Origin of the sequence: Paenibacillus oleatilyticus (genome assembly GCF_018998565.1) — a bacterium.
GTDB classification, from domain to species: Bacteria; Bacillota; Bacilli; order Paenibacillales; family NBRC-103111; genus Paenibacillus_G; species Paenibacillus_G oleatilyticus.
Genome location: NZ_JAHNZO010000011.1, coordinates 70138 through 96166, shown reverse-complemented (window position 1 = coordinate 96166; position 26029 = coordinate 70138). Strand labels below are relative to the sequence as shown.

Below are 26029 nucleotides of genomic sequence, written 5' to 3'. Positions count from 1 at the left end.
AGCAAGCCGGTATCATAAGCGGTAAGTCGAAGGGTAGTCGCGGTCTTCCGCGTGCCAACCCCCATTCATGACAACATAGAACGTTCCATGAACGATCAGAATAACCGCGCCGAACAACAAGCAGAACAGCACGGACTGCCCGTTCAAGCTTTCCCCGATGAGGCTCAAGAGCGCTTTCGCGTCGGTTAGCGCATCCCAGCTGTTCAGCCGGTACTCGCGTCCGAGCAAGATCCCGTAGCCCCCCAGCATGGACACCGCAGCCACAAACAGCCACGAAACAGCGCCCCCGAACCTTCTCATAACCTGATATTGAACCAAATAGGCGGAGCCGACACCAAGCAAAAATCCGTTCCATGAGATCAGCAGCATCGTCAGCAAATCATACCAGTAGCGGAACGTCCACCGGCCAGCCTCGACATACCAAGCTTTCTGAAGCGTTAAATGAATAAGATCCGTAACGATATAGGGCGCATTCGGGAAAAACAGCAGCCAAGCCGCTCCCAGCACGATGACGACCGCGGAGCGGACCCATCCGGGAGCCAGCCGCTTTCCGAGCTCCGCCACGGCGACCGCAAGCAGCAGCGGAATCCAGGCGAGGAACAAATTCCACAAGAGGAAGTCGAAATACGTCTTATTGCGGAACGCATAATAAAGCGCCGTGCAGATCAGAGACAACAGTCCCATGGAGAGGACAAACTTTCCAGAATGCAGCTTTTTCATCCGGCCCTCCTTCGCATTCCATTTTACTTTTCGGGCAGCATGCCGCGCATGAACAGCTCGACCACCTGAGCGGCCAACTGCTCCGGATTGCCCGCGCCTTCGGACAAATACGCAAAGGTCAACCGCTCAAGCGTACCTACGAAGCACTGCGCTACGACGTCCATATCGAGGGTCGAACGAAAGTAACCGGACCGCTGTTCTTCGAGCAGGTTGTCGCGAATCAGAGCGGCCAGCTCCGCCTTAATGCTCCCGGCCTGCGGGGCCTGAAACAATCCGATGCGCGTCAAGTGCGGGTCTTCCGTAAAAAAACGAAAAAGCGTCTCCAGCACGCCGAGCACCCGCGCATTCACTTCGCCCGGCTGCAGCCCGGATTCCAGGCGGCTCGACGCGACCAACTCCCGAAGCTTGGACCGGAAGTGGCCGACCAATTCCTCGAACACCGCTTCTTTGCTTTCAAAATAAAGGTAAAACGACGGCTGGGTCAGCCCCGCCTGAGCGACAATCGAGCTGATCTTCGTCTCGTAAAAGCCAAGTCCGGCAAACTGCTCCGCCGCCGCCGCCAGCAACCTCGCCCGGCTTTCTTGCCCTTTGGCTCCTTTGTTTCGTGCCATTCCGCCCGAACTCCTTATGTCTATAAAATGAGATATTGCCTGTCCAAAAGCCTTATTTCGTATGATGTACCAGTCACGCGTCTACCGTCAAATCGCTGCGTTCCTATACCCGATGCTGAAGCTCTTCGTAGCTTCCTTCAGCCACGGATGCACGACCTTCAAGGTATGCTTTCGCTCCCACAGGTAGTTGATGTAAGCGAACGCCCCATGAATAAGGGAGCGGTTCAATTGCTCCTGCAGCTCGTGGATATATGGCGGTATACCTGGCTGATCCCATGCGACTTTATCCGCGACGAACAGCACTTGATCGAGCAAGGTGGAGCCCGCCCGCAAGGTCGTATGGCAGCCTACCGCATCCAGAATCGCCGTATCGGTTATGCCAAATAGCTGCTGCGCCATGACCACCGACAGCTTCTGATGAATGATCATCGGGAACGCTTCTTCCTCCGGCAGCACCTCAATGCCAAGCTCCCGCGACACCGCAATTCGATCCCCGTTCGGAATGACCGCGCTGATATCGTGCAGCCAACCGGCCGTCTCCGCCGCCTCGGGATCGGCTCCGAACCGCAGCGCGATGCGCCGCGCCTCCGTCCCGACGTCCATACAGTGCTCCGCCGTCTTCTCACATCCGTTCGAGCTTAGAAAGCTCTGGACGTCGTCCCGAAGCCGATTCGTTCGGGGAAATGGTTTCGTGTGTTCAGCCAAAACAGGATGCATGCTTCTTCCTCCATTCACGGTTGCTTCACACCGGGCATCCGCCGACCGTCCGCTACGGCGCAGAGAACGAGGGCTTGTGCTCCGGACATTGTTTAAGAGTAGCTTCATGGGACAAATATTTGCGAATCAAATTGCAGTAGTGCGGCGTCTCGTCCCGACCGGTGTTCGGTCTGAAATGAACACAGCCCAGGCACGGCTCCGCCACAACAAGGTGGCCGCCGCGTTGAAGCGCGGATAGAACCGCTCCGAGTCCCGTTTCCAATGAAGCCAGCGCTTCCTCCGGCAAGCTTTGGACGGTTTCCTCCAAGGCCTCTCCCCATCGGTCAAGCTTGGATACGGCTTCTTGTCCTTGCGAAGTCAATTGAAGCAGCGTGATCCGGCGATCCTCGGGCTTCGCGTACTTGGCAATCAACCCTTTGGCCACCAGGCCGTTGACGATTTTGACTGCCGTCACGTGAGTGGTTCCGAGATGATCGGCAAGGTTACCGATCGATGCCACATCGCCGCGCGTATGCGCCGTAAACATTAACGACTGGATTTGCACGGGAGACAGTCCGGTATCATCGCTCTCCATCTGGCCGATTTTCTTGACCGCCTGAGCCATTCGAAAAAGCGCCATACTGACTCGGGCAGCCCGGTTCTCCTTCCGATGCTGGGGATCGTAGCGCATTGGATTCTTCCTTCCATTCCTTTCTAGCCTTATCCTCCATTGTAACCGCTCGTCCCGCGAATATAAAGCTTACGCAAAAAGTGCAGGGCGCCTGCACACACCCTGCACTTTTGATTCATCCTTTTTTCACGTCTTCCAGGCTTGCGCCGAAATTCATGTGGAACACGTTCCCGTCAATCACCAGCGCCGGTACCGACTGGACACCCGCTCCTTCCGCTTCCGCAATGCGGTTCCGCTGCTCGCCCAAGTGCACGATCTCGACAGCCGCCTTGGATGGGTCAAGGTAGTCCAGCACCATCTGCTCCGCATTTACACAAACCTTGCACCCTGCATGATAAAATACCGCTTTTGCCATTTCAATCAGCTCCTCTTTTGTTTATGTAGCATTGCTACATATTTAGTATAGAAACTGCCGCCGGCAGTATCAATTGCGATTTTTCTATCGTTTGCATAGGGAGAAGCTATCGTTAGCGCGCCGCATAGTACGCTAAAACTTTTTCCAGATGCACTTCCTCTTCGTCTCTTTGAACTTCTACGTAGCCGTTGGCTTTATAAAATTGAACGGCGTCAAGCCAATCCGCCGTCGTTTCCAGCACGAGCTTCGCATAGCCCTTCTGCCTCGCCCTCCGCTCCAGCTCCTGCAGCATGCAGCGCGCGATGCCTCTTCTCCGGTACGGCTTCCACACGGACATTCTGGCGATTCTTCCGACGTCGCGCCCCTCCCGGATGAGAGCTCCCGTACAGACCATTTGGCCCTCAAGCGCACCCGTCAAGAAAAGATGCCCCTGACCGGCATACCAACTCACGATATCGTCGAGGTCCTTGTTATAGGAAGGGTCCAATTCCCCGAACCTTTCCTCCAGCCCCGCGCAAACGATCCGTCTTGCCTGCTCCTGCGTCTCTTCGGTCACTTCCGTCACATTCAGCCTAATGTTCATCCGCATATAAAATTCCGAACCTCCGAAATATGCTCGATTCTCGCGATCGGCCTAACCCCTTTATCCATCATTGCTTCCATGCTCGTCCTGTAGCTGATGAACGGAATGCCGGCTCCGGCGGATGCTTTGCCGTCGATCCAGGAATCTCCCACCGATATCCATTCGTCCGCCGCAATGGTGCGGAATTGATTTAAGGCATAGATAAATCCGGAGGGAGACGGCTTTAGCGCCTCCATCTGCTCTCTTCCGATAATGGAGTCGAAATACGACTTGATACCCGTTACTTCGAGCGCCTTCAGGGCGGCGGAAAGCGAGTTGTTCGTGACCACGACCAATACGAGCTTGCCGTGCAACGATTCGATCAGCTCAGGCACCCCTTTCTCCAGCCCCGCGCCTTCCATCCCGCGTACTTCATGCTTTTCCGCAATATTCAGACAGGAGAGGTACAAAGCATGATCCATACCGACTTGCTTGGCATGTTCGAGCATGGTGGATGTCGTATGCTCATGGAGCGGGAACCGCTCCGTCAACATGCCGTGCCCAATCAAGTGCCGGCAAATGTCTTCCTTCATCGCCGCAAAATCGATGCGGGATTGCAGCAGCGTATTGTCCATATCGAAAATAATACCTTTGCATTTGCGGCCGTCGCGCATGGAAGTTCCCCGCTTCCCGTTTTAGTTTAAGTTATTTTAAGCAAGCACCCGCAGCACATCGTCAATCTTCCTGCCGTGAGAGATGACGCCGTAGTTCATCCAACTGAAAAAATCGACCTCGTACACGCACCGGCTACGTACCGCGGGGAGCGCCCGCCATACCGGATCGTCCCGGAGTCGCTCCCTCTCCTGTCCTTCAACGACCGACTCACTTTTGTCGAAGGCGACAAACAGATGATCGGTATCCAGCCGGGCCAACCACTCCCGTGTCAGGGGGATCCGCCGGGCATGGCCGGTCAATTGGAGGACGAGAGGATGCGGCCGCAGCCCCAGATCCCCGTACAATATGGGGCCCGTGTATCCGTGCTCCGCTCCGGCATATATGCAGATTTGTGCAGCCGAGATTCGAAGGCAGGCCACCGTCTGCCCCCGAAGCGGTCGGCTCAATAAAGCTCTGGCCGCGCTTGCTTTGTCTTCGTAGGCTGCGATGACGCTCCGGGCGGCTTCCGTTTTCCCGAACAGCTCTGCCATCGTGCGCAGCATCGAACGCCAGTCTTCTCCCCGATGGGACAACTGGTAGGTCGGCGCCAGCCGGTTGCATCGATCGGATGTCATCCACCTGTCGAACCCGCCGTCCGTCATAATCAAATCCGGCCGGTGCCGGGACAACGTTTCAAGACCATCTGCCGTAAGATCGAAGACGGGAACCTCGTCCAGCCCCAAATAGTCCTGCTTGCCCCATCCGGCGTAAGAGCATTGTACGACCGGCGTTATGCCCAGGGCAAGTAAAAAATCTTCGAGAAACGGGGCAACGACCCGCACGTTGTCCCGGTGATTGCGGCGGTACTGCCCGGGCGAAATTCCGACGCTTTGTTTGAACCTCCGGCCAAAATAGTACTCATTCGCATAGCCGACATGCTGGGCAATCTCGAAGAGCCGGTCGTCCGTCATCAGCAGCAGCTGCTTGGCACGGTCGAGGCGGATTCCGTTCAAATAATCGAGCGGAATTTGTCCCGTAATCGCTTTGAACATGCGCGTATATTGTCCACGGGGAACGTCCGCTGCCGCAGCCAGCCGCTCTACCGTCCATGGTTCGCTGTAATGCCGCCGTACCTGCTCGATCGAGCTTTCCACCTGCTGACGCAGGCTCTTCCCGCCTGCCGCTGCGGAACCGTTTTGCTGAAATATAAACCGAAGCAGCTCCAGAAACCGGACGTGATTATAAAACGGCTCTAGGCCGTCTCCCGCATGACGGTTAGCGTAAATCGCTTCGACCAGCTCGATGCATTGGGAGAAAGGCGCGCAGGCGGCTTCGCCTAAAATAGGAAACCGGTCACCCGCCGGGGAGGCTTCGGATGACGGCAATTGGCCCTCGGCATTTCTCCGCAGCTCAAAGGCCAGCTCATACAGGGTAAGCCAATTCCGGCCTGACAGTACGCTGCATGTCATGTCCGGCGCGGCAATAAAGCACTTCCCCCGCTCCAGCTTGAAGCCCGCTCCGTCGATCACGATCCGTCCGTCTCCGCCCGTCACGACCAGCATCGTATGATCGCCGCCGTCCAGCTGCCAATCCGAAGCACCGGCACGATAGCGGATATCCGTCATTTGATACGTTAAAGCGGGACGAACCGCTTTGTCCGACATTTTATCCACCGGTCTTTCTCCCGCTTGTTCCTGCATGTCGACCGTCCTCAATTGAGAATCATTATCACTAGTCAAATTCGAGTATAAATCAAAAAAGAAAGCTCTTCAACCCCGCCGAAGAGCTTTCCGCTTTCTTGCTTGATCACTTGATCCCCATACCTGCAATGCCCGTTATTTCACCAGCGATTGGAGAACGTCGTCGATCTTTAACAGATTGGCTTGATAAGCGCCCGTCTGCCAATACGTTCGTTCCACCTGATATACCTTCCCGTTTTTGACCGCGGGGATCGACTTCCAGATGGGGTTGTCCAGCAGCTTGACCGCTTCTTTATTTTCATCGGAGCCCCAAGTCCCGTTCGAGGGCAAAATAAAAATGTGGTCCGCCCCTAATTCGGGAAGCTTCTCCATCGAGATATAATCGATCGGCGACTTCATTTCCTTCACCAGCTTCGGCGGCGTCAAGCCAAGATCCTTATAAAGAGTCAAGCCGACAAACATGTTCTCGATGCCGAGAAAATTGATCGTTTTCTCTCCTACATTCAAGCGCAGAACGGCCACCGTTTCTTTCCCCACGGCCTTCTCCAGCTTCCCTTTGGCATCGGCAAGCTTTTTCTTGTAAGCTTCCAGAAGCGACTCCGCCTTCTCCGGAACACCCAGGAGATCGGCCACCGTCTTCAAAATTTCAGGCGTGTTCTGCAGGATGGAATCGGGCAGCCGGTAAGTCGGCGCCACTTTGGAAAACATCTCATACTTGGCGGCATCCGCCCCGCCATCCACAATAATCAAATCCGGACTGTAGCTTAGCAGCGCTTCGATATTGCCGCTGTAGTCGAAGGTCGGAGCATCCAGCTTCAAATAATCCTGCTTGCCCCAATTCGGATGGTACCACTGTACAACCGGCTTCACGCCTAACGCCGTCACATAGTCCTCCAAATAAAGAGCCGCTACCCGCTGCGGCTTCACCGGAATCTCCACTTCGCCGAAGTGATCCTTCACCTTCCGGGTCTTGCCGGCTTGCTCCTTCGCGTCTTTGCCGCCGGCAGTAGCCTTGTCCGTTTGCTCCGCATTCGGCTTGGCATTCTCTTGCTTTTCCTTCGGCAGCGGTTCTCCCTCCGTCCCCCCTTGCCCGGCTCCGCATCCGGCTAAAGCGGCCATCAGGACCAGCCATACGGCCATCCATGCAGCGGCTGCGCGACATTGCCTTATCATGACTCCGATCCTCTCCCAAGTAAGCTGCAATGTAACGAATAAAGCTTCGAATATATAATGATTCTCATTCTCAATTCGTTCCCGTCCATTGTAGCGCCCGCCGTTTGCTTCTGACAATGCACATTCCGGCCTCGTTTTTTATACAAACGCAAAGTTAGTTTTTTGGTTTCGTTTCGGCAAACCATGCAAGTGCACACTGCTCCATTAATTCATTTCTCTCCAAAATTGTTCTGGGTTGTCTATTTCTACATCATCATATTTGCATACTATTTCTTCAAGCCCGATTGGTGCGTCCATATCAACTTCATACCATGGATTCCTATCCGGCGGTCCAAAGCTAACCTGACAGCATGGACCATATGGATATGGAGTGGACAGTAACTTCCTCATCTTTTCATCATTGATATAAGGAGCATCCCGCAATAACGAATTCCACACGGAAGAATAGCGCATTTCGGAATGCCAAAAGTGATGTTCATCAAATTCTTTCATTTCATGACTCACATAATGATTTGTGGCGACCAATAAACCACCAACTGGTTTCCGCACAGAAATTCTTTTTTTGTCTGATGAAAAGCTCGCCACCTCGAATACAGAAGCATGATTAGAGGCATCCGCGACCAAAAAATTCGCATTCGTACATAACGGTATTTCTTCAAGCAGACACTGGGCTTCATACACATCTTTACAACGGTCCAAAATGGCGCGAATGGCGACCCAAAACTCGCATCCATCCCCAGCGAGAGGCTTCAAATAAGCAGTACTGGACATGGAAACTACGAGTCCATATTCATTGATCCCATCCATTCTCCCCGCATTTTGCAGCGAAAAACCAATATGTTTTGGTTTTCCCGTTACCCGGGTGATGCATAAGCTTCTTTCATCTCTTACAAAATATTCATAGCTCCTTCCGACATAAAAATGGCCATCGCTTGTATTTGAAGGAAGCACTGCAGTTTGACAGCAATGATGGGAGCTGTGATATGAATTCGCATAGCAAATCATTTTTTCCGGCTCTGTACCTACTTCATCGGCAAATCCTTGTATTTCATCCACAAAGCCGGGACATATTTTGTCAATCAACATCATTCGCTTATGAGCAGTTGCCGCTGCTATATAATCCTGTCCTTCCATGGGGCTGATATAATAAGTGACATCCTCCGGATAGTTCTTTTTTAAAGTAATGGCCCGCTGCTTACCCACCTCATTTTTCAAAATGATATTCCATCTCCCCAGCCATTGCGGCTGGCGTATCGCCCGTCTTCCGAAAGTCATGGGCGTATAGGAGTTGAAAATCCCCAAAATCCACTTGTTTATAGAACTCGTAGCAAGGAAACCCGTCATGGCTGCCCTTCACCTGCACGGTGCCATCCTTATACGCGGTAATCTGCAGAGAGTAGTCTACCGTCGGCGCATCAAGACGAAGCGGATTGCTTGCGCTCGCACGCATGGTTAACGATACCGTATCCCCGTTCCACACCTCGTCTTCAACACGAATACCGTCTGTAGACGCTTTTCCTTGTTTGTACTCGACGGAACCGTCCGGCGCTGTCAATTTGAGCACGGTGATACCCGTATTGGCAAAAGATGTAATCCGTTGTTTCACGAAGTCGATGACGACTTCCTGCTCCACACGGCAACGCCCGGTGTTTACCGCGTGCGGAGTGAATTCCCTGGCATCCGCCTGATATTCATAAATCATGCCTGTTGACGGATCTTGAATTGGGGGCAGATAGAGCATACCGCCGATAAACACACTGCCTCTAATTTTGATTAATTCTGCCATAATAAAAACCCCTCGCCTATTTAATCATCTCAGCACTTTCAACTATATATACCATATGGAAAGTTTCTCCTTATGATTCGGTTTTCCTGCCTAATGAACCAAAAAGAAAAACCGCTCCTCGACGCATCATGCCATCGATGGGCGGTTATCTCCCGTTCAAAAAATTACTTTTCCATGATCCGCTTTAACGTTCGTAAGTCGCTCTCGATCATCGCCGTATCGTTCGCGAAGCTTTCGTCCGACATCCCGGGCTGCCGGAACGCCGTGAAGACCACCTCGCAGCCAGAGCCGTTGGGAACGACCCGCATCGGATTCAGGATCGTTTGTCCGGTGGCGACGGTTACCCAATGATCCGCCACGCCGTAATCGTTGTTGTCCACGAACTTGAGCGTGATCGGAGCTTCCGTCGTTTCGACGATCCAGTCCTCTCCCGATCTCCGGATCGATTGCACAAAGGACGTTACCCATTCCGGAAAATTCACCGGGTTCGTTATATAATCGTACACCTCTTCGGGCCGGCGCTCAATGGATATGCTTATTGTTTTGGAAGACAGCAGGGTCATTGTGTATCACGTTCTCCTTTCGGTTGGCGTCTCGGCTTTAACAAGCCATACCGGTATTGTAACTCATCCGGCAGCCAAAAGATTGAACAAATCGGACATCCGCCATAATCACGAGCGCTTGCGCCAGGGCCAAGCAACGTCGAGCAGGGAAGAGACGGCAATTCCCGCGCTATACCGGACGAGGTCCGCCGCCAAAAAGCCTTTTCCCAATACCAGAGCCCCAAGAGTTGTCGCCCGGATCTGATTGATCCAATCGGCCTGATACAGCTGGCTGAACTCGATCGCAAAGCAAAAGGCAAGGCTGCACCACAGCGCGAATGAGATCTTCCTATGCGCAAAGCAGGCGCGAAAACCGAAGTAGATCATGCAGGCCCACAAGGCATCGCCAACATGCTCTGCCACAAAGACCGGCAGCCGGTCGGCGAACGCTCTGGACCCTAAGCCCAATGCCATGGCGGCGAAAACGGCCGCGATATAGGCGACCCTGGCTCTCCATTGCCGCACGGTACTGTCGTTAAATGTGCTCATAAGCATCGTCCGGCCAGCACTCCAAGACGGCCGATTTGTCTCCATACACTTTGTCCAAATGATTTTCTCCCCACATACAGAAGCTGTCCAGCACCGTTTTCAAGCTCAAGCCGTATTCGCTAAGCTCATACTCCACTTTAGGCGGAATTTCATAATAAACGGTCCGGTTGACGATGCCATCCTTTTCGAGCTCGCGAAGCTGCTGCGTCAGCACTTTTTGGGTGATGGCGGGAATTAATTTTCTCAGCTCGTTGGTGCGCTTTCTTCCGGTTGTCAAATGATACAGGATGATGCTCTTCCATTTTCCCCCGATGACCTCCAGCGTGACCTCTACTCCAATGCGATATTTCTTCAAGGTAGCACTCCCCCGAATTCCCAAGATAATACGATCAGTATAAAAAAAATACTGCAGAACCTGAAAGTACCTACTGTACTTTGAAGTGCGTACTTCACATGATATTTTATATCACTCATAATAGCACCTGTAACCGGCCATTGACTACCGCGTCAACCGTGATCCATAGCAGCCGCCGGGAAATATGACACAAAGGAAGGTCGTTAACCCATGAAAGCTCTTGTCACCGTCACTCACCCCCGCAAAAATTCTCTTACGCACGCTGTGATGAACCGTTTTGTCGAAGGCTTGAAGCAAAACAACCACGAAGTGGATCTGCTGGACTTGGACCACGACGGATTCAATCCTTTGTATACGGCTGAAGATGAGAAAGATTGGATCAATCCCGACAAAATCTACGCTCCCGAGGTTCGCAAGGAAATGGACCGGATTGCGGCGGCGGACACGCTCGTTTTCGTGTTCCCGTTATGGCAGTACAGCGTACCCTCGATGCTTAAAGGGTACTTGGACAAAGTATGGAACATGGGGCTGTTCGGGAAAATGGGTAACAAAAAAGTGCTGTGGATCTGCCTGACCGGCGGGGATCAAGAGCATATGTCAAAATACAACCGCGAGGGAACGTTGAAGCATTATCTCAATGTACTGGTGTCCGGCTACGCCCGAGTGCAGGAATCCAGGGTTGAGCTATTATACGACACCCTGTCGGAATCCGAGGAGCATATTGCGAGTCTGCTGGAACGCGCTTATCAGTTGGGACGGGAGTATGAATAAGAAATAACCTTGCCCCATCAGGCAAGGTGTCTCTGCAAAAAGGTCAGCACAGTCCGCCACGCTTCGCGGGCCGCAGCAGCCGCAGCTTCGGCCCGAACTCCATGCTCTGCGGTCACCGGCAGATTCGGAATGTCAATGAGATGGCCCGCCTCCGGAAAATGCTCGTGACGCGCTTCCCAGCGGTATCCGCACTTCTTCAGCGTTTGCAGCACTCCCTCTGCCATTTCGGCGGCCGGCCATGTCGCATCATACGCGCCCGTAATCAGCAGCGCCGGGGCGCGCATCGCTTCCACCGGGATACGGGCCGCTTCCAGCTCCTCGTCCGTCGAAATCTCCAACGCCTGCTCGTGGAGCTTCCGCAACTGCGCAAGCTCGGCAGGGGTCCAGCTCTTCGGCCCGCCGGGGTACGGAAGATACGGAAGCGGCCGGCCTTCGTGCGTCCAGGAGGATCGGCGGCTGACAGGCGCGATACTGATGCCTTCAAATACATGAGACGCAGGCGAATAGCCGACGACGGCCCGGACAGCCTGCGGGTGCATGGAAGCGTGGAGCAGCGCCAGCTCGCTTCCTTTGGAAAGGCCCATGACTCCGGCTCTGGCGGAGTCAATCCCCGGCTGCGCCTGCAGCCAGCGCATCGCGCGGTCCACAGCCTCAAGCGGCACCTCCGCAAGCTGGTTCGGCAGGCCCGAGCGGCCCTGCCAGTCGAAATAGGCCAGCGCCAACGCCGCGAAGCCATGCGCGCTCAGGAGAGCGGCCATCTGCTCGGACCATAGCAAGCCGCCGGCCGATCCGCCCAGCACCAGTACGGCAGGAAGCGGTTCGCGTTCCGAAGCCTCGGGGCAAAAATATTTGCCCGCGAACGGCTCCGTAATTTCCGTTACCCGAACATCGGCGGATACAAAATGAAGGTCGACGGTGCGTTCACCAAGCAAGACGCCGTCGGAGGACAACCGGAAGATGACCGCATGCGGCGCACTGCTGCTTTTCATAAAGTAACCGGGGACGGAACCGTCCTGACGCATCGACCAAAGCAATCCGTTCACATCGATTCCGCTGTAGGTGCCCTCTTCGGGAGCCGTCCTCGCCGTATCCACCGTCCCCTGATCGTCGGCCCGAAATATGCCGTAGGAACGCCACGCCTGCCCCAGATCGTCTTGCGCGAATGCTTCCAACATGATCTTTTGCCCAGGGGTTAAATACCCGATCCCCAGCTCCAAAGTTCCGTCGATCCTGTTCGTCGCCTGCCCGATGCTCCATACCGGTTCCATCATGACTCCTCCAAGTCCTGTTTAATTTGCTTCAATAACTGTAGGTCCAGCTCCATATGGGCGATGCCGTTGGCAAACACCTGCCGCACAAGCCGAGGGTTACCGGATAGCTCCGCTTTACCCGGCTCACCCTTGTTCCAAAGCGCAATTTTGTGCTCCAGCCCTGCCATCTGCTGATCGAGGCACCGGATCACTTCCTTCTTCGGCAGCCGGCCCAGCATGAACAGAGCCGCGTAGAAGGCCGAAGGGAATTCGGTGGACGGGACGCTCATCGTCTCTGCGATTAAGCTCAGCAGCAGCTCGCTGCCTTGCGGCGTGATTTCGTACACCGCTCTCGTCTTATTGCCGCTCCTCTCCGTATCCCGGATTTGCACGCAGCCTTCCTTGGCCAGCTGCCGCAGCGCATGATAGATCGACCCGGGCAGTACATTCGACCATAAATCGACCCGGTCTTTCTCCAACTGCTGAATCAGGTCGTAGCCGTGCATCGATTGTCTTGCCAGCATGCCCAGCACGATTAAGCGGATCACCGCAGTCACCTCAATTTTTATTCAAATTTGAATAAACAAATTTAACTAAAAAATAGCATGTACCGCGAAAAAACGCAAGCAAACAAACTCCCTTGAAATAACGATTGTGTTACATCGCATTCTTGTTGTATAATCATAACGCACGTAAATATGTCATAACGTACAATTAATTTACTATAACATACATAAGAGGTGCGATTGATGCTTATCCTTCCTTTCCTGTCGTACATCCTTGCGACGAGCTTCACGCCCGGCCCCAATAACATCATGGCGATGTCCAACGCGAATCAACACGGACTACGAAAAACATTTCGGTTTATTTTTGGCGTCACCGTCGGATTTTTTGCCATTATGCTGTTGTCGAGCTTTTTCAATCTCATTTTGTACAATTACATCCCGCGGATTAAGTTTGTGATGAACCTGTTGGGGAGTCTGTATATGGCTTATCTCGCCTTCAAAATTATGAAATCTAGTAAAACGGAAAATAAAGAACAAGCTAACGACACGTTAAACTCGTTCTTTACGGGATTTATTTTGCAATTTATTAATCCCAATGGGATTCTGTACGGAATTACGGCCATCTCCACCTTCGTCATTCCGTTCTACAAGTCCGGTCTAAGCTTGCTGCTCTTTTCTATGCTGCTTGCGTTTGTCGGATTCTTGTCCACGTTCATGTGGGCGGTGTTCGGTTCGTTGTTTCAAAAGTTTTTGGCCAACTATGAACGGCCCTTTCATATCGCCATGGGATTGTTGCTGCTGTACAGCGCAATCTCGATCTTCTTATAGACTGCGCGATCAAGCGTTCAGAGCGCCTCCGGGGGCTATCGCCAAGCTGTTTCGACGATAATGATCAAAAACGACAAAGTTAAATAATACAGAGAAAACTTGAAGCTGGCTTTCGCCCAACCCCGGTCGTCCTTCGTAAATAAGCCGCTGAGGCATTGCAAAAACCAAATGCCGAGCAGAACGATAGAGATCAGTAAATAAGCGACACCGACCCGGTCGTGAGCATACAGCAAATAAGTCACCGGAAATAAAGCTGCGACATAGGGCAGCATTTGCCATTTGGTACGGCGGACGCCTTTTACGACGGGCAGCAGCGGATAGCCCGCCGCCCGGTACTCGTCCTTCTTCAAGATCCCAAGCGCCCAAAAATGCGGGGGCTGCCATAAGAACATGACAAGAAATAACAGCCATGCTCCCAGATTCAACTCATTGGAAAACCCGCAGTAGCCGATCATGGGCGGCATCGCCCCGGAAATCCCTCCGACGGATGTGCTCCATGTCGACGTCGGCTTCAGCCATGCCGTATAGATCACTACGTAGACAAAGATGCCGACGAAGCCTAGCGCCATGCTTAACGGATTCACGAATACGTACAGAACGGCCAAGCCGGCCAAGCCCGCTGCCATTCCGGCCCCCGCTACGATCCGGGGGTTCAGCCGTCCGCCGGGCAGCGGCCGGTTTCTTGTCCGCTCCATGTGGACATCCCGGAACCGGTCCAAGTAATTATTCCCGATCGAGGCCGCCGCAATGGTTAATGCCGCCCCCATCAGCATGAAGGCCAAGCCGGGCCATTCGAACTCCCACCGCGAAGCAAGACAAAATCCGGCAAACGCGCCAAACAGGTTGGAGGTCATAATTCTCGGCTTTATGACAGAAATCCAGTCTTTCCACACGCTCGCCAATCCCTCTAGCGCCTCCTTTTCAAGAGTATTATATTATTTATTGCCGGTCAGTCTTTCCGTGGTATCCCCTTCGATCCCGTCCAGGCGCTTCTGAAATGTCCTTCTCCAGTTGACGGACAATTCATCGACTTCCAGTATTTTCTTGATGCCCTCGATATGGTCCTTCTCACAGTGCATGATCCGGTTGGCATAGGCCACGGAAACGGCTTTCGGATGGGGAAAAATGCGTGTCAGCCCGTCACGCCGGGATACGACCCCTTCTTTCAGCACGCGGAAATAAAAGCCGGTGTACCCCGTATCCTGAACCTTCAGCGGCATGTCGGGCAATCCGTACCGTACAGACAGCTTGTAGCAGGGCTGGCGCGGTTGACTGACCTGAACGATCGCTTCGCCAAGCTTAAACCTATCGCCGATGCAAACATCCTCCTCCAGCAGTCCCCGAACCGTCAGATTTTCCCCGAATGCGCCGTATTCCAACGTTCTTTGCAATTCCTTCTCCCAGAACGGATAGTGCTCGTAAGGATAGACGCATACCGCCTTCTCCCTGCCTCCGTGATGCACAAGATCCGCCTGCCCGTCCCCCTCGAAATTCACCCAAGATAAAAACAGCTCCCCGTCGACCGGTGTCTTGAAAATGCCGGTGGAGACGTCTTTATTGTTAAAGTGCACTTCTACCGGCTTGCTCGTATTGATCGAAAGGATTTCCACAGGCTTCATTTTAACCACCCCGACTTTCACCTTGCTGCATGACTAGAGTATAATCCCGCCCCTTTCATCAATCAATTCAATTGTTATAATAAAAACCATAGGCCTCACCTATGGTTTTAGAAAAGGAGTGATGGCTCCGGCGCAGGTCACCGTCAATCTGTGCATGGCCCGGGAGCAAGCGATATAGAGCAAGCTTTTATCCAGCTCCGTCCGGTATGTCGATGCGTCTGCAAACGGCACGATGACTTGATCGAACTCCAAGCCTTTGGCCAAATGCGCATAAGTGACGACGATACCTTCATGGAATTGCTCGCTATTGAAATCCAGCAAATGAATCTTATGCCCCCTATTCTTCAGCTTCGCGTACACGTCTTCGGCTTGGGCGTGCGTTTTGCAGATGATCCCGAGCGAATGATTTTCCGACGCCAGGAAATCGCCGGTCAGCCTCCCTACCGTATTCATTTCATCCTCTGGACTGTGACACCGCAGGATGAGCGGCTCCTCGCCATGCCTTTCGATCGGGATCAGTTTGCTGTTTGGCTTTAACCTCTGGGCAAACGTTGTAATTTCAACGGTCGAACGGTAGCTTTTTAACAGCTCGACCGTGTCCGCCTCGGGGAACACCTTCTTAATTTCGGTTAGCGAAGACGAAGAATAAGGATTCACGGATTGGCTGCTGTCGCCCAAAATCGTTTTCTTGCATTTGAATAGCTTCGATAAAACCGCGTATTGAATCGGCGTATAATCCTGCATCTCATCCACCAGCAGATGCTTGACGAAATCGAACGGCGCCGCTCCCTCAAAATAAAGTTTCAAATAAAGGAGCGGAAATACATCCGAATATTCCAGTTTCTTGCCCTTCTTTAGCTTGAACATGTCAGGCCTGCCCAAATATCGGTAAAATTCCTTATACAAGGAGAGGACGTCTTGGCATTTGAACATTTTTTTGACGGCCGTTTTGATTTTTTTGGAAGCTGCTGCGGGGACCCGATTTCCGTCTTCGTCTTTGCAGTTGGCCATGACATGGGCTGCGGTCTTCTCCAATCTCGCTTTGACAGGCAGTCTTCCGGAAGCCAGATAACTGCCGAATAGAGCCTCTTTAGAAATCGTCACCTTATCGACGGTCAACTCCTCAGGCGAGAAGTACTGCTCATCCGCATATTGGATAAAAGCATCCATCTGACGGACAAACTCGGCCGTAGCTTTAAACTTGATCCGTTCGATCACGGATTCGTCCGTTTCATCGTCAGTATCGCCCAGCAGCTCCGACACCTGTTCGTAAAACGTCTGAAACTTGCCGATTTCCGACAGCTCCTTGGCCGCCAGTTCTTCCAGGCTCACTTCCATAATTTTTTCTTCGCCCAGCTCGGGCAGCACGTTCGAGATGTAATCGGAGAATACCTTATTGGGAGAAATGATCAAGACATTCCTGGAGCTTAATGTTTCCTTGTACCGATACAATAAAAAGGCAACCCTGTGCAAAGCGACCGACGTTTTTCCCGAACCCGCAACGCCCTGAATGATCAGCTCGTGAGCCGCTTCATTCCGGATGATGGCGTTCTGCTCTTTTTGGATCGTCGCTACGATATTTTTCATTCGCTCGTTCGAAGGGCCGCTGAGCTCTTTTTGGAGGACATCGTCATGGATGGTCATCGAGCTTTCGATCATGTATTCCATCGCGCCTTGATTGATTTTGTACTGCCGCTTTAGGCTGATCTCGCCATGCACCTCGCCGACGGGCGCCGAATAGAACGCTTGGCCGACCTCAAAATCATAAAACATGCTGGCGACAGGAGAGCGCCAATCGTAGATCAAATTATCGTGGCCGTTTTCTTCGGTGAAGGAATGTACCCCGATATAGAACGAATCCGGTTTCGTTTGCTGCCCCTCCTTGAAGTCCACTCTCCCAAAATAGGGGGATTGCAGCAATTTTTGAACTCGCCTGCGCTTGGCGATCGCTTTCTCCCCCAAGTCGATGGTTAGCGACACGTCTACCCGGTTCGCCGCCCGCTCCGCCGGGTCCAATACAGCCGCATTGTCCCAAAGGTACTTCTTGGCTTCAATGACGGCTTCGTAAGTGGACGATACTTTATCGTCCATCTCCTTCAAGGCTTGATGAAGCTTGCCAACGATGACCTCAAGATATCGTCTCTCTTCCGCTTCCGTACCGTTAAACATTCGTGCAGCCTCCTTTTGAATCGTTAGCCTAAGCAGAGCTTGAGCTTGCGATATGCCCTACAAAAGCGGTATATAGAATATAAAAGATCGCGCAAAAAAAGAATAGACTTTTTCTTTCCGATGAGTTATTCTGATGATAGAGTACGCCCCACGGATTTTTTACTAAAAATTACCAATTTAAACGATATAAAATAAAGCAAACCGCCCTTAAAGGCGGTTTTTACGCATCAAATTCAGGATCATATTTTATCGTTATTTCTTGTGTTCCTCCGCTTCCGCTGGTGTTACTCAAGATTGGACACAATCTATAAACTTTTTAGCCGCAGGGGAGATGTTTTTTCTTGCCCGGGATATGCGACAAAATCATTTCAGGAAGCAGGCTTACCCCAATACCGCTGTTCACCATCGCAATAATCGCATGGTCATCCTCTAATTCATATTTCACCTTTGGTGTAATATTGTTTTCTGAAAATATCCTCTTCACATCCAAGTCACACCCTTTCTTGGGCATGATAAACGGCTCTTCTCTTAATTGCTCAATATTGATTTTATCCTCTTTCTGAAGAACATGGTCTTTAGGCACAATACAGAATATTTTATCTCTTTTTAAAGGCATCACTTCTAACGATCCCGAGACGGGTAATGCCATAAAACCAAAATCGACCGAACCCTTGAGAATCCATTGTTCAATATCGTTGTAATTTCCTTCTAGTAATTCGATTTCAATCAATGGATATTTTTGTTGAAACTCTTTGAGAATCGCGGGCAGCCATTGGATGGAAACACTTGAGAACGTCCCGATGCATACCGTGCCTGTTACAAGACCACGGATGGAAGCAAACTCTTGCTTCAATTTTTCATTCAAACGGACAATCTCGCGCATAGGTTCCAGTATTCGTTCGCCATTACTGGTTAAACTAATACCGGAACGGTTTCTAATCAGCAAAGGAAATCCTATTTCTTGTTCCAGACTGGAAACCGCGTGACTTATTGCCGGCTGTGTCAAGTTTAGTTTCTCCCCCGCCTTTGTCAGACTCTGAAATTCGACTACCGTACAAAATATTTCATATTTCGTCAAGTTTATCGCAATCGCCCCCCTCTTACATAAAAAGCTTTTATGTATTACATAAATTAGATTCATTTTATTTATTTTAACGCCAAATGTATACTTTTCACGAATGAAACTTTTTATGTTAGAAAAGGAGAACGTGAAAATGACACCATTTGCAAAAACACCACAACCGCCTTATTACGCCGTGATCTTTTCAAGTCAGCGTTCGGAAGGGGACCACGGGTACGGGAACATGGCAGAAAAAATGGTATCCTTGGCATCCAACCAACCAGGCTTTTTGGGAGTCGAAAGCGTTCGGGACGGCCATGGTTTCGGGATAACCGTTTCATACTGGGAGTCCTTGGATGCCATTCGAAATTGGAAAGCAAACGAAGAGCATTTGGCGGCACAGGATAAGGGGAAAACGATTTGGTACGAAAATTATATAACAAGAATCTGTCGAGTTGAAAAAGAATACGGCCTAAAGGAAGTATGATTGGAACGCTGCGCAAAGCGTCAAATAGCCCTCATCTTGTCCAAGATGAGGGCTTTGATGCTCGGCTTGATGAAAGACTATTCGCCTACGGCTATGGCTTCGATTTCAATCAAGAAATGTTCATTCACCAATTTGCTCACTTCAACGGCTGAACTGGCAGGCGGATTTTTCGTATTGACATAGCTATCCCGAATGTCGCGAACAATCTGCATTTGGGCGATGTCCGTCACAAAGAAGGTTAATTTTACAACATCATTGAAGCTTACGCCGGAAGACTCCAACGCAGCTTTGATGTTTTCGAACACCTGCCTGGTTTGTGCAGCCAGATCTCCCGGCCCTACCAATTCCCCGTTTTGGTTCATAGCAACCTGCCCGGAAACATAGATCGTTCTTCCGTTTCGCACTTCCACAACTTGTGTATAGCCATTGGCAGGCGGCATCAACTGCGGATTCCTGAAAATTGTTTGCTTTTCGTTTTGCATGGCTTTAGCTCCCTATGAAAGATTCGATGACTGGATAGGAGATGATATTTCGATCCTGGTACGCTGCTTCAACTGCGGCATCCCGCTCACCGACGATTCCGTTTTGCAGGATGACCGTCTTAAAGCCTCTCTCCCTCGCCCCATTGTACGTGAACAGAACGCAGTGCTCTGCTGCAAATCCCGACACGATCACTAGACCGACTTCGTTATCCAATAAGAGCTGTTCCAAATCTGTTTTCCAAAAAGCATTGGAGAATACCTTAGTGACTCTCGTCTCATGCTCTTCTATTTTGATTTCGGGTATGATTTCGAATAGCTCCTTATTGGATTCTTGCCGTCCCTCAATGTCTTGAATATGGACAATAAGATGCCCCTTTGACCGAAGCAGGTCTGCCGTGTAATTGATGTATTCGCATGCTTTTTCGATGTTCGATTGTTCTTTATCCTTCAGAAAGACGGTCTGCATATCCACAATTAATAGGGCGATTTTCATAGTCTTTCGGCTCTCCTCCTCTGGAACGATAGATAAGTCCTCTACTTCTGGTTTTTTCCACTATCGGAAGCAAGTATGCTTTTACCTTCAAACGGTTTCAAATTTTGAAATGTTTCAAGCTCTTCCTCTTCATTCGTAACGTATAACCGCCCGCAATTAGTGCATTGATAAATCAATTTTGTCAAATGCACAGCCAGTCGGCGTATGCTCATTGCCGCTCTTTCCTTATCTTTATCCGTCGGTCCCGATTTCTCGATAGCTCGATCTATCGCATCCAAAAAATCAAACCAATCTTGATCCGATATCAAATGTCCCTTATAAGGCAAACTATCGGTTTGATCGACAATGATACCGCCGCACTCACATCGGATTTTCACTGGTATGCCTCCGTTACACTATTCTTGAATCTTCTCTGCGCTACTCTACTCGTAAAAATGACGACTACGATCCGTAAAATCTTGGATGATGCTCAGCAGTTCGCTCTTGCCGATCTCTAAGTGCCCTTCTCCCTTTAGTTCAATATTTATTTCTTGACCCCGGTAGTAAATCAATTTCTATGACCTTCATGCTCTAAATCCACATAGGTAAGGATCGAATGAAACTCCTTACTCAGATGAATGAACCATCGGTGGATTGAATATGAATCCCTAAACAGCAAACTCATGTTGGACGTAGCCGCTGTAAAAGATACGGATACTTCTCCGCTCGCATTAGGCAATCTGTGTTCCTTGATATAAATACAGCCGATTCTGGCTTTTCCGTCATTCCCGATATATTTTTCGATTTCCGATCTATCGTGATGCGGAGTCCAATCGTAGCCGCCTTCCAAATATTTCATGACATAAGAATCTACCTCAAATCGAATACATGCGCAATCGCCGGATAGTTCGCCATGTTCTTTTAGACAATCTCTTAGCGGATCAACATCCTTCTCGTCAATAACAATGGTATAGCTATAATCTAGTCCCATATCAATGCCTCCATGCGTCCGGTTATAACTCCAACTTATTGAAGGATACATCGCTCCTTCTGTTTATTAAGCGTTGGCGTTTTGTATCGAACCCCTTGACCAACCAACTCCTCGTAGAAGCTCCAACAATCTTCCGCCCAAGATTCCCACGTTCCTGTCTTCGGACTGCCGTTAATACCACGCAGTTCAAAAACGGGTGCATATTTTTCTAGCTCTTCCGTATTATCGGCAGACTCCTCTGCAAGTACATCCCCTTTTCCCGAAAAAACACCCATCCCCTTAAGCTTAGGATTGTTTCGTTCCGTTAAAAGATCGTCCGTTGGCATGTTTCGCAGCCAATCCGAACGCTTTAAATCAATCCTGTACGCTTCTTCTCCCGGTTCTCCAAATTTTTGCGGCAGCATCGGGCCGTTAAAGATATCTTCCCGTACTTTTTCTCGGTCCTCATCGCCCTTCACTTTGGTAACATATTCCCCCAATGCTCCATCCAGAAACCACTCCACCCATGCAGGCTTCATCTGGCCGTTCATGTCCCGTATAGCTTGAAGCTCATGATCAGGAATCAGTTCGAACATTCGATGAAAAGGTGTCTTGGCCAGCACAGGGAATAGTCCCTTAGGAAATTGGCGTTTCTGGTTTCTCGGAAGTCCCATCGGCACGAAACTGCTGCGAAGATAGTAAGCAATCATGGCGGAAAGCCCCTCAAGCTGAGGACTCATCTTCTCTTCAACGCTAAATCCAAGCTCCGTACGTCTTTCCTGAAACGTGCTTTTCATGAGTTCGAATCTTGCCAATAGCTTCCCGACAGGATCTTCATAGGAGGAAATATCCAGCTTCTTAGTAGGAGCTTTATTACTAGATGTCTCCAGATTCTCCATAGAATCTTCGTTGCCGGATATCTCCTGTTTCTTTTGTCTGTTTGCCAACTTATAGAACAGGGATGTCATCTTTCCAAGCGGAATACCCATCGTAACTTGGACCGAAGGTAAGAGGTTCTTCCGAGGCGTAATATGCGCCTTATTCTTCAGCTTATACGGTGATGTCGTTTCCGATTCGCCAGCCCTCTTCAACAAGTCGCTTAGCACGATAGGGTTCTCTTGGTGCTGTTGTTCCAAGTGCCGAGCTAACTTGTCCATACTCCCTACGGATCTAAGAAAATCATCTTTGTCAGCGTGCGCATCGGACACAAATTCCAGGTTCGAGCTATTTTCAGTAGGCATCACGTATTCATCCGAAGATAGCGTGAAACCGTTTTCGTCATCGCGAACCAGCGGCGCATATTTCTTAAACGGCTTTCCTTTTGGAGTTCTCACTTCCCAATCAGGGACCTCCAGTTCAACCCCAATGGCCCGCTGAATGACAGTACCTTGTCGCGGTGTTTTCGAGAATCCGGAAATCAGATACCGTTGAAGAGCTTGATTTCCTACGGTCTTCGACATGTTGAAAAACCAATCCGTACCAGCCATACGGGGGCTCATCGTGGTACGTTTCGATGACGCAGCTATGGAAGGAGGAACCTGCTGTAATATTTTGCTCTCTCTCATGAACGGCCTCTCCCCTATATATTCCTATTAAATACCATAATATTCCTTTTCCTCTTAGTTGCGCAGCTGTCCCCAGCAATATTTTACGCACGAGTTTCTCTCGATAATCCAGCGGCTTGCTACTGAACCATTGATTTCGGACCTCGATGCTAAGATTCCAGTCGGCATCCAACGAATGACAATACTCTACGACATCTTTTACTTGAGCTTCAGGAATTGCAAAATGAATGTCTCGGCCGGAGCTTTGCAATGGAACCATGCGCCATTATAATAAATAACCTTCCCTAAAGTCTAAAATGATCGCTTTAGGTTTCCATGTTGTCTCCTTCATTCTATGCTTTGGGGAAATAAATCTCCGTCATTCCATGGGGTCTTGAGCGTAGCGAAAAGCCGCTGTTCATCCTCGTAGGATTGAGGCAGTTGATTTTGTACTCCAACGAAAAGCCTTTAGCCTTCTTTCACTCTTCTGGTTGTCCAAAGATCTTCCATGTTTACCGTGTTTTGTCCGACATCGGCATCACCCTTCCACCGGATTTGTTAATTCAGGCTCTAATACAAGATCTTTGGCGATCACTTCCAAGAAGGCGTCATCGTTGTCTTTCCAATTAGCAAAAATAAACTTTCTGTACGGTGCCGGATACTTGTATTCACTTATCGCGTACAGCATCATGCCTTCCGCTTCATGCATATTTATTGTTAAAACGTCCCTTAAATAAAGGGTCAAATTTTCGCCTTCTATGCCATGTAATGTAATGAGAAGCTCCTGTCCATTATCCTGAATCTTGACAATCGTGCTGTCGTGGACTCTGTAATCGCCTCCATAAGAGATAAAATCGGACTCTTCCATAATTCCTCCATTAAGTTAGCTGCAGATGTGAGCACGGTGGCAGCTGTACATTTTCCTGTAATCCTTCAGGTTTTTGTCCTAGGCCCTCAGCCCAAGATATCCGAATCCACAGCCATAATCAATTACGTTCACCGGTTTATTGATCTTCCAGACCGTTTTTACTAAGAACTCCAAATAATCATCATTGTAATATAACCAACGAGTATTTCTCAGATATTCAATCTTATGATCCTAATAATATTCTGACATCATTTTCTCCTCTTAGGGCAATTCAGTTAAAGGTATACTCATACGAAGAGCCCGTCTGCTCCAGATGGATTAAAGTATGATATACTGGGGAAGAATTTAGGATTCTAACACCTTTAAGGAACGTGATGCGTTTTGTTTATAGAAGAAGAATATTACGACGAGCGCTTTTTGGAGGCTCAATACTCGCAGAAGGAAGTAACCTCGGTCCGGTTCTACGATTGCACATTTACCAAATGCGATTTCAGCGAGACGGTCTTTAAGGATTGCAAATTTTCGGGATGCACCTTTGAAAACTGTAATTTAAGTTTAATTCAAGTGCTCGACTGCGATTTCTCTCAGGTTTCTTTTACCCATTCCAAATTGATCGGTATCAATTGGTCCGAGATGGCTCCGCCCCGAAAAATCACGTCCGGTCTGCTGCGGTTCGAAGAATGTACCCTAAGTCATTCCACTTTCATCGGATTGACGCTGCCGAAGATCGTAATTACCAAATGCACAGCAAAAAACGTAGACTTCAGGGAAGCCGACTTTACCGAAGCGGACATGAGCTATACGGATTTCTCCGAAAGTCTGTTTGACCGGACGAACTTGACGGCCGCGGACTTCTCCTTTGCAACCAACTACATGATCGACCCGGGGCTTAATCCAATCCGGAAAGCCAAATTTACGCTGCCCGAAGCAATATCTTTACTCTATTGCATGGATATCCAATTGATTGACGGCGACTAACCTTAGCCTATAGTCCACACACGCTCTTGTTAAAACGACCACCTATGGTCTTCCGGCAAGCACTTGTCGCACAGCAAATTCCCATCAACTGTAGCACCGTTATTTAGCTCGGAAATGGGGTTAGGTTTTTCCCGATCGGTTACCCAGTTATTACAGTTACAGCACCTCCCGCAATTCATGGTTTCAGGATCGAGCTTGATTGCGGAGGTGCTTTCCCATTTCATGGTTTTACCATTGGTTATCATGATGTCATCGGAAACTACTCTCAAGATGTTTTTCTCAATATCTTCTTCATCTTCTTGATCCGTCAAGTCAAGCAAATAACCTATTTTAACAAGGTAGGTTGTCTTATTGTCCTTCATATTTACTCCCTTTCAAAAAACTCTAACCCTTTTATATCACAAGCCCTCACGCAAACGCTCCCGATAAATCCGGTAATTTTCCTCATCAAAGCAGACGAACAAGATCTGCTCCAGATTCGACTCATGATGGCCGCGGATGAAATCGGAGACTGCCTCTAAGGCAATTTTTGCAGCCAAAGCTTTCGGAAATCGATAAATGCCCGTACTGATATTAGGAAAAGCGATGCTGAGGGCATGATTTTTGCAGGCCAGATTCAATGTGTTTACATAGCAGTTCGTCAACTTCTGTTCCTCGCCGCTCTTTCCGCCGTTCCAGACCGGCCCTACAGTGTGAATCACAAAAGACGCCGGTAAATTTCCCGCCGTCGTCACAACGGCTTCTCCGACCTGGCAGCCGCCTTGCTGAGCTCTGATCTTCCTGCATTCCTCCAAAATCTGCTTGCCGCCGGCTCTATGGATAGCCCCGTCAACTCCGCCACCGCCGAGCAAGCTTGTATTGGCGGCATTCACGATGACATCTGCGGCGATTTTGGTAATATCTCCTTGGAGTACCTTTACGGTAGTCGTTTGCAGCTTTATCTCTTCCATGATTGCACCTCCAAGCAATAAAAAACATCATGGAAAGCACACCTGTTTGCTAGTTTCTGTCATTATTATAATCTATAACCGGCTTAACGTGTTAAAAGTTTGTTCCTTCTTGCTTCTCTGGCGTACATGTACCACCCGATCAGCAGAAATGGAATCGATATGGACACAACGATCCCCGCGTGCTTAAAGACGCCAAGCAAACTGTTTGCCAAATCCCCTACGAGACTAAACGTAATCGCCTTCGGCAATTCGATCGTAGGATTAATTTCAACCCTGTAATCTCCTTCTTCGACGACCTCGAAGCTGTACAGCGATTCGCCTCTCGTATCGTTAAATGTAAAATTCATGGAAGAATCCTTTGCCGGCACAACTTCGCTATTGTCCGATACTCTAACTATCTTTACCGCGACCAGACTCGATACGTTATTGAATTTCTCTTCTTTTTTAAGCTGGAGCACTTCCAAATTAAGCTGTTTCGAATCGAATTCGTAAAACAAATGATGCTTCCCTGCTTTTAAAAACACTTCCTTGGCGCCGGGAACGCTTATCATGACTCTATCGTTTACGGGATTATGGTTCAAGAAGTTAATCCCGGCAAACACCATCCCCAATAAGATGATGGCGCCGCCCAATATTAAAAACAGGTACTGAGAAATCAATCGTTTCATCGCCAACTCCTTT

General features: G+C 50.0%; 33 protein-coding genes and 1 pseudogene. 4 read left to right on the top strand and 30 right to left on the bottom strand.

The genetic code is table 11. The annotated features are described in order from the left end of the window. Positions 1-12: 12 nt before the first annotated feature. From KQX66_RS16110 to KQX66_RS16045, 14 genes are all read right to left on the bottom strand, one after another. Positions 13-720, bottom strand: a complete 708-nt coding sequence (locus KQX66_RS16110) for a DUF1361 domain-containing protein (protein WP_216793863.1) — start codon at positions 718-720, stop codon at positions 13-15. 23 nt (positions 721-743) lie between these two features. Continuing rightward, complete coding sequence (locus KQX66_RS16105) at positions 744-1331, bottom strand: TetR/AcrR family transcriptional regulator (RefSeq protein WP_216793862.1); 588 nt, start codon at positions 1329-1331, stop codon at positions 744-746. A gap of 87 nt (positions 1332-1418) precedes the next feature. Beyond that, positions 1419-2048, bottom strand: coding sequence for a bis(5'-nucleosyl)-tetraphosphatase (symmetrical) YqeK (yqeK, locus tag KQX66_RS16100; protein ID WP_216793861.1), 630 nt, complete (start codon positions 2046-2048; stop codon positions 1419-1421). A 52-nt stretch (positions 2049-2100) separates the two neighbouring features. Then, positions 2101-2718, bottom strand: a complete 618-nt coding sequence (locus KQX66_RS16095) for a MarR family winged helix-turn-helix transcriptional regulator (protein ID WP_216793860.1) — start codon at positions 2716-2718, stop codon at positions 2101-2103. A gap of 115 nt (positions 2719-2833) precedes the next feature. Then, on the bottom strand, positions 2834-3073 hold the full coding sequence (locus KQX66_RS16090) for a thioredoxin family protein (protein ID WP_216793859.1): 240 nt from the start codon (positions 3071-3073) through the stop codon (positions 2834-2836). Between the two features lie 112 nt (positions 3074-3185). Then, a complete protein-coding gene (locus tag KQX66_RS16085; protein WP_216793858.1) occupies positions 3186-3662 on the bottom strand; it encodes a GNAT family N-acetyltransferase in 477 nt (158 codons plus the stop codon). Then, complete coding sequence (locus KQX66_RS16080) at positions 3653-4309, bottom strand: HAD family hydrolase (protein WP_216793857.1); 657 nt, start codon at positions 4307-4309, stop codon at positions 3653-3655. Before KQX66_RS16080 ends, KQX66_RS16085 begins: the two co-directional genes overlap by 10 nt. Positions 4310-4345: 36 nt before the next feature. Then, positions 4346-5953, bottom strand: coding sequence for a helix-turn-helix domain-containing protein (locus KQX66_RS16075; protein WP_216793950.1), 1608 nt, complete (start codon positions 5951-5953; stop codon positions 4346-4348). Between the two features lie 171 nt (positions 5954-6124). Then, positions 6125-7162: an ABC transporter substrate-binding protein gene (locus tag KQX66_RS16070; RefSeq protein WP_216793856.1), complete on the bottom strand. Its 1038-nt coding sequence runs from the start codon at positions 7160-7162 to the stop codon at positions 6125-6127. 204 nt (positions 7163-7366) lie between these two features. Next, the gene (locus KQX66_RS16065) at positions 7367-8377 is read right to left on the bottom strand and encodes a C45 family autoproteolytic acyltransferase/hydrolase (protein WP_253957195.1); all 1011 of its coding nucleotides are present in this window, start codon (positions 8375-8377) and stop codon (positions 7367-7369) included. Further along, positions 8367-8948 carry a DUF3238 domain-containing protein gene (locus KQX66_RS16060; RefSeq protein ID WP_216793855.1) on the bottom strand — a complete coding sequence of 194 codons (582 nt, stop codon included), beginning with the start codon at positions 8946-8948 and terminating at the stop codon, positions 8367-8369. Before KQX66_RS16060 ends, KQX66_RS16065 begins: the two co-directional genes overlap by 11 nt. A gap of 164 nt (positions 8949-9112) precedes the next feature. After that, on the bottom strand, positions 9113-9511 hold the full coding sequence (locus KQX66_RS16055) for an SRPBCC family protein (RefSeq protein WP_216793854.1): 399 nt from the start codon (positions 9509-9511) through the stop codon (positions 9113-9115). A 108-nt stretch (positions 9512-9619) separates the two neighbouring features. Further along, positions 9620-10039: a ribosomal maturation YjgA family protein gene (locus KQX66_RS16050; protein WP_216793853.1), complete on the bottom strand. Its 420-nt coding sequence runs from the start codon at positions 10037-10039 to the stop codon at positions 9620-9622. Next, the gene (locus tag KQX66_RS16045) at positions 10026-10394 is read right to left on the bottom strand and encodes a winged helix-turn-helix transcriptional regulator (RefSeq protein WP_216793852.1); all 369 of its coding nucleotides are present in this window, start codon (positions 10392-10394) and stop codon (positions 10026-10028) included. Before KQX66_RS16045 ends, KQX66_RS16050 begins: the two co-directional genes overlap by 14 nt. Positions 10395-10604: 210 nt before the next feature. On the opposite strand from KQX66_RS16045, the gene KQX66_RS16040 reads away from it, so the two are divergent. Continuing rightward, entirely contained in the window at positions 10605-11165 is a 561-nt protein-coding gene (locus KQX66_RS16040; RefSeq protein ID WP_216793851.1) for an NAD(P)H oxidoreductase, read from the top strand. A 17-nt stretch (positions 11166-11182) separates the two neighbouring features. Here the strand turns inward: KQX66_RS16040 and KQX66_RS16035 are convergent, their stop codons facing one another. Together KQX66_RS16035 and KQX66_RS16030 are read right to left on the bottom strand one after the other, a co-directional pair. After that, positions 11183-12433: an acyl-CoA thioester hydrolase/BAAT C-terminal domain-containing protein gene (locus KQX66_RS16035; RefSeq protein WP_216793850.1), complete on the bottom strand. Its 1251-nt coding sequence runs from the start codon at positions 12431-12433 to the stop codon at positions 11183-11185. Beyond that, positions 12433-12963 (bottom strand): PadR family transcriptional regulator, encoded by a 531-nt coding sequence (locus KQX66_RS16030; RefSeq protein ID WP_216793849.1) that lies wholly within the window; start codon positions 12961-12963, stop codon positions 12433-12435. The genes KQX66_RS16035 and KQX66_RS16030 overlap by 1 nt, the downstream gene beginning before the upstream one ends. 201 nt (positions 12964-13164) lie before the next feature. Between KQX66_RS16030 and KQX66_RS16025 the strand changes: the two genes are divergently transcribed. After that, positions 13165-13749, top strand: a complete 585-nt coding sequence (locus KQX66_RS16025; protein WP_216793848.1) for a LysE family transporter — start codon at positions 13165-13167, stop codon at positions 13747-13749. A 35-nt stretch (positions 13750-13784) separates the two neighbouring features. On the opposite strand, the gene cyoE is transcribed toward KQX66_RS16025, so the two are convergent. The 4 genes from cyoE to KQX66_RS16005 form a co-directional block, all read right to left on the bottom strand. Then, positions 13785-14642, bottom strand: a complete 858-nt coding sequence (cyoE, locus tag KQX66_RS16020; RefSeq protein WP_308647244.1) for a heme o synthase — start codon at positions 14640-14642, stop codon at positions 13785-13787. 42 nt (positions 14643-14684) lie between these two features. Next, the gene (locus tag KQX66_RS16015) at positions 14685-15368 is read right to left on the bottom strand and encodes an MOSC domain-containing protein (RefSeq protein ID WP_216793846.1); all 684 of its coding nucleotides are present in this window, start codon (positions 15366-15368) and stop codon (positions 14685-14687) included. 99 nt (positions 15369-15467) lie between these two features. Continuing rightward, positions 15468-17537, bottom strand: coding sequence for a HelD family protein (locus tag KQX66_RS16010; protein WP_216793845.1), 2070 nt, complete (start codon positions 17535-17537; stop codon positions 15468-15470). A gap of 316 nt (positions 17538-17853) precedes the next feature. Further along, positions 17854-18678: a LysR family transcriptional regulator gene (locus KQX66_RS16005; RefSeq protein ID WP_253957194.1), complete on the bottom strand. Its 825-nt coding sequence runs from the start codon at positions 18676-18678 to the stop codon at positions 17854-17856. Positions 18679-18751: 73 nt separating this feature from the next. On the opposite strand from KQX66_RS16005, the gene KQX66_RS16000 reads away from it, so the two are divergent. After that, on the top strand, positions 18752-19084 hold the full coding sequence (locus KQX66_RS16000) for an antibiotic biosynthesis monooxygenase family protein (protein WP_216793844.1): 333 nt from the start codon (positions 18752-18754) through the stop codon (positions 19082-19084). A 77-nt stretch (positions 19085-19161) separates the two neighbouring features. Here KQX66_RS16000 and KQX66_RS15995 read toward each other — a convergent pair whose 3' ends face one another. The 7 genes and pseudogenes from KQX66_RS15995 to KQX66_RS37425 form a co-directional block, all read right to left on the bottom strand. Continuing rightward, positions 19162-19566 (bottom strand): RidA family protein, encoded by a 405-nt coding sequence (locus KQX66_RS15995; RefSeq protein WP_216793843.1) that lies wholly within the window; start codon positions 19564-19566, stop codon positions 19162-19164. Positions 19567-19570: 4 nt separating this feature from the next. Beyond that, positions 19571-20059, bottom strand: coding sequence for a cysteine hydrolase family protein (locus KQX66_RS15990; protein WP_054971723.1), 489 nt, complete (start codon positions 20057-20059; stop codon positions 19571-19573). A gap of 41 nt (positions 20060-20100) precedes the next feature. Continuing rightward, positions 20101-20436, bottom strand: a complete 336-nt coding sequence (locus KQX66_RS15985) for a DUF8617 domain-containing protein (RefSeq protein ID WP_216793842.1) — start codon at positions 20434-20436, stop codon at positions 20101-20103. A 170-nt stretch (positions 20437-20606) separates the two neighbouring features. Beyond that, complete coding sequence (locus tag KQX66_RS15980; protein WP_216793841.1) at positions 20607-21029, bottom strand: hypothetical protein; 423 nt, start codon at positions 21027-21029, stop codon at positions 20607-20609. A gap of 35 nt (positions 21030-21064) precedes the next feature. After that, positions 21065-22573 carry a hypothetical protein gene (locus tag KQX66_RS15975; RefSeq protein WP_216793840.1) on the bottom strand — a complete coding sequence of 503 codons (1509 nt, stop codon included), beginning with the start codon at positions 22571-22573 and terminating at the stop codon, positions 21065-21067. Positions 22574-23090: 517 nt separating this feature from the next. Continuing rightward, positions 23091-23420, bottom strand: a complete 330-nt coding sequence (locus KQX66_RS15970) for a hypothetical protein (RefSeq protein WP_216793839.1) — start codon at positions 23418-23420, stop codon at positions 23091-23093. A gap of 84 nt (positions 23421-23504) precedes the next feature. After that, positions 23505-23642 (bottom strand): annotated as a pseudogene (locus KQX66_RS37425) (methyltransferase); the annotation flags it as partial. Positions 23643-23801: 159 nt separating this feature from the next. Here KQX66_RS37425 and KQX66_RS15965 point away from each other — a divergent pair. Continuing rightward, on the top strand, positions 23802-24398 hold the full coding sequence (locus KQX66_RS15965; protein ID WP_216793838.1) for a pentapeptide repeat-containing protein: 597 nt from the start codon (positions 23802-23804) through the stop codon (positions 24396-24398). 29 nt (positions 24399-24427) lie between these two features. Here KQX66_RS15965 and KQX66_RS15960 read toward each other — a convergent pair whose 3' ends face one another. The 3 genes from KQX66_RS15960 to KQX66_RS15950 form a co-directional block, all read right to left on the bottom strand. Next, positions 24428-24760, bottom strand: coding sequence for a hypothetical protein (locus tag KQX66_RS15960; protein ID WP_216793837.1), 333 nt, complete (start codon positions 24758-24760; stop codon positions 24428-24430). 36 nt (positions 24761-24796) lie between these two features. Then, entirely contained in the window at positions 24797-25348 is a 552-nt protein-coding gene (locus KQX66_RS15955; protein WP_216793836.1) for an O-acetyl-ADP-ribose deacetylase, read from the bottom strand. An 83-nt stretch (positions 25349-25431) separates the two neighbouring features. Further along, positions 25432-26016 carry a hypothetical protein gene (locus tag KQX66_RS15950; RefSeq protein ID WP_216793835.1) on the bottom strand — a complete coding sequence of 195 codons (585 nt, stop codon included), beginning with the start codon at positions 26014-26016 and terminating at the stop codon, positions 25432-25434. Positions 26017-26029 lie beyond the last annotated feature (13 nt).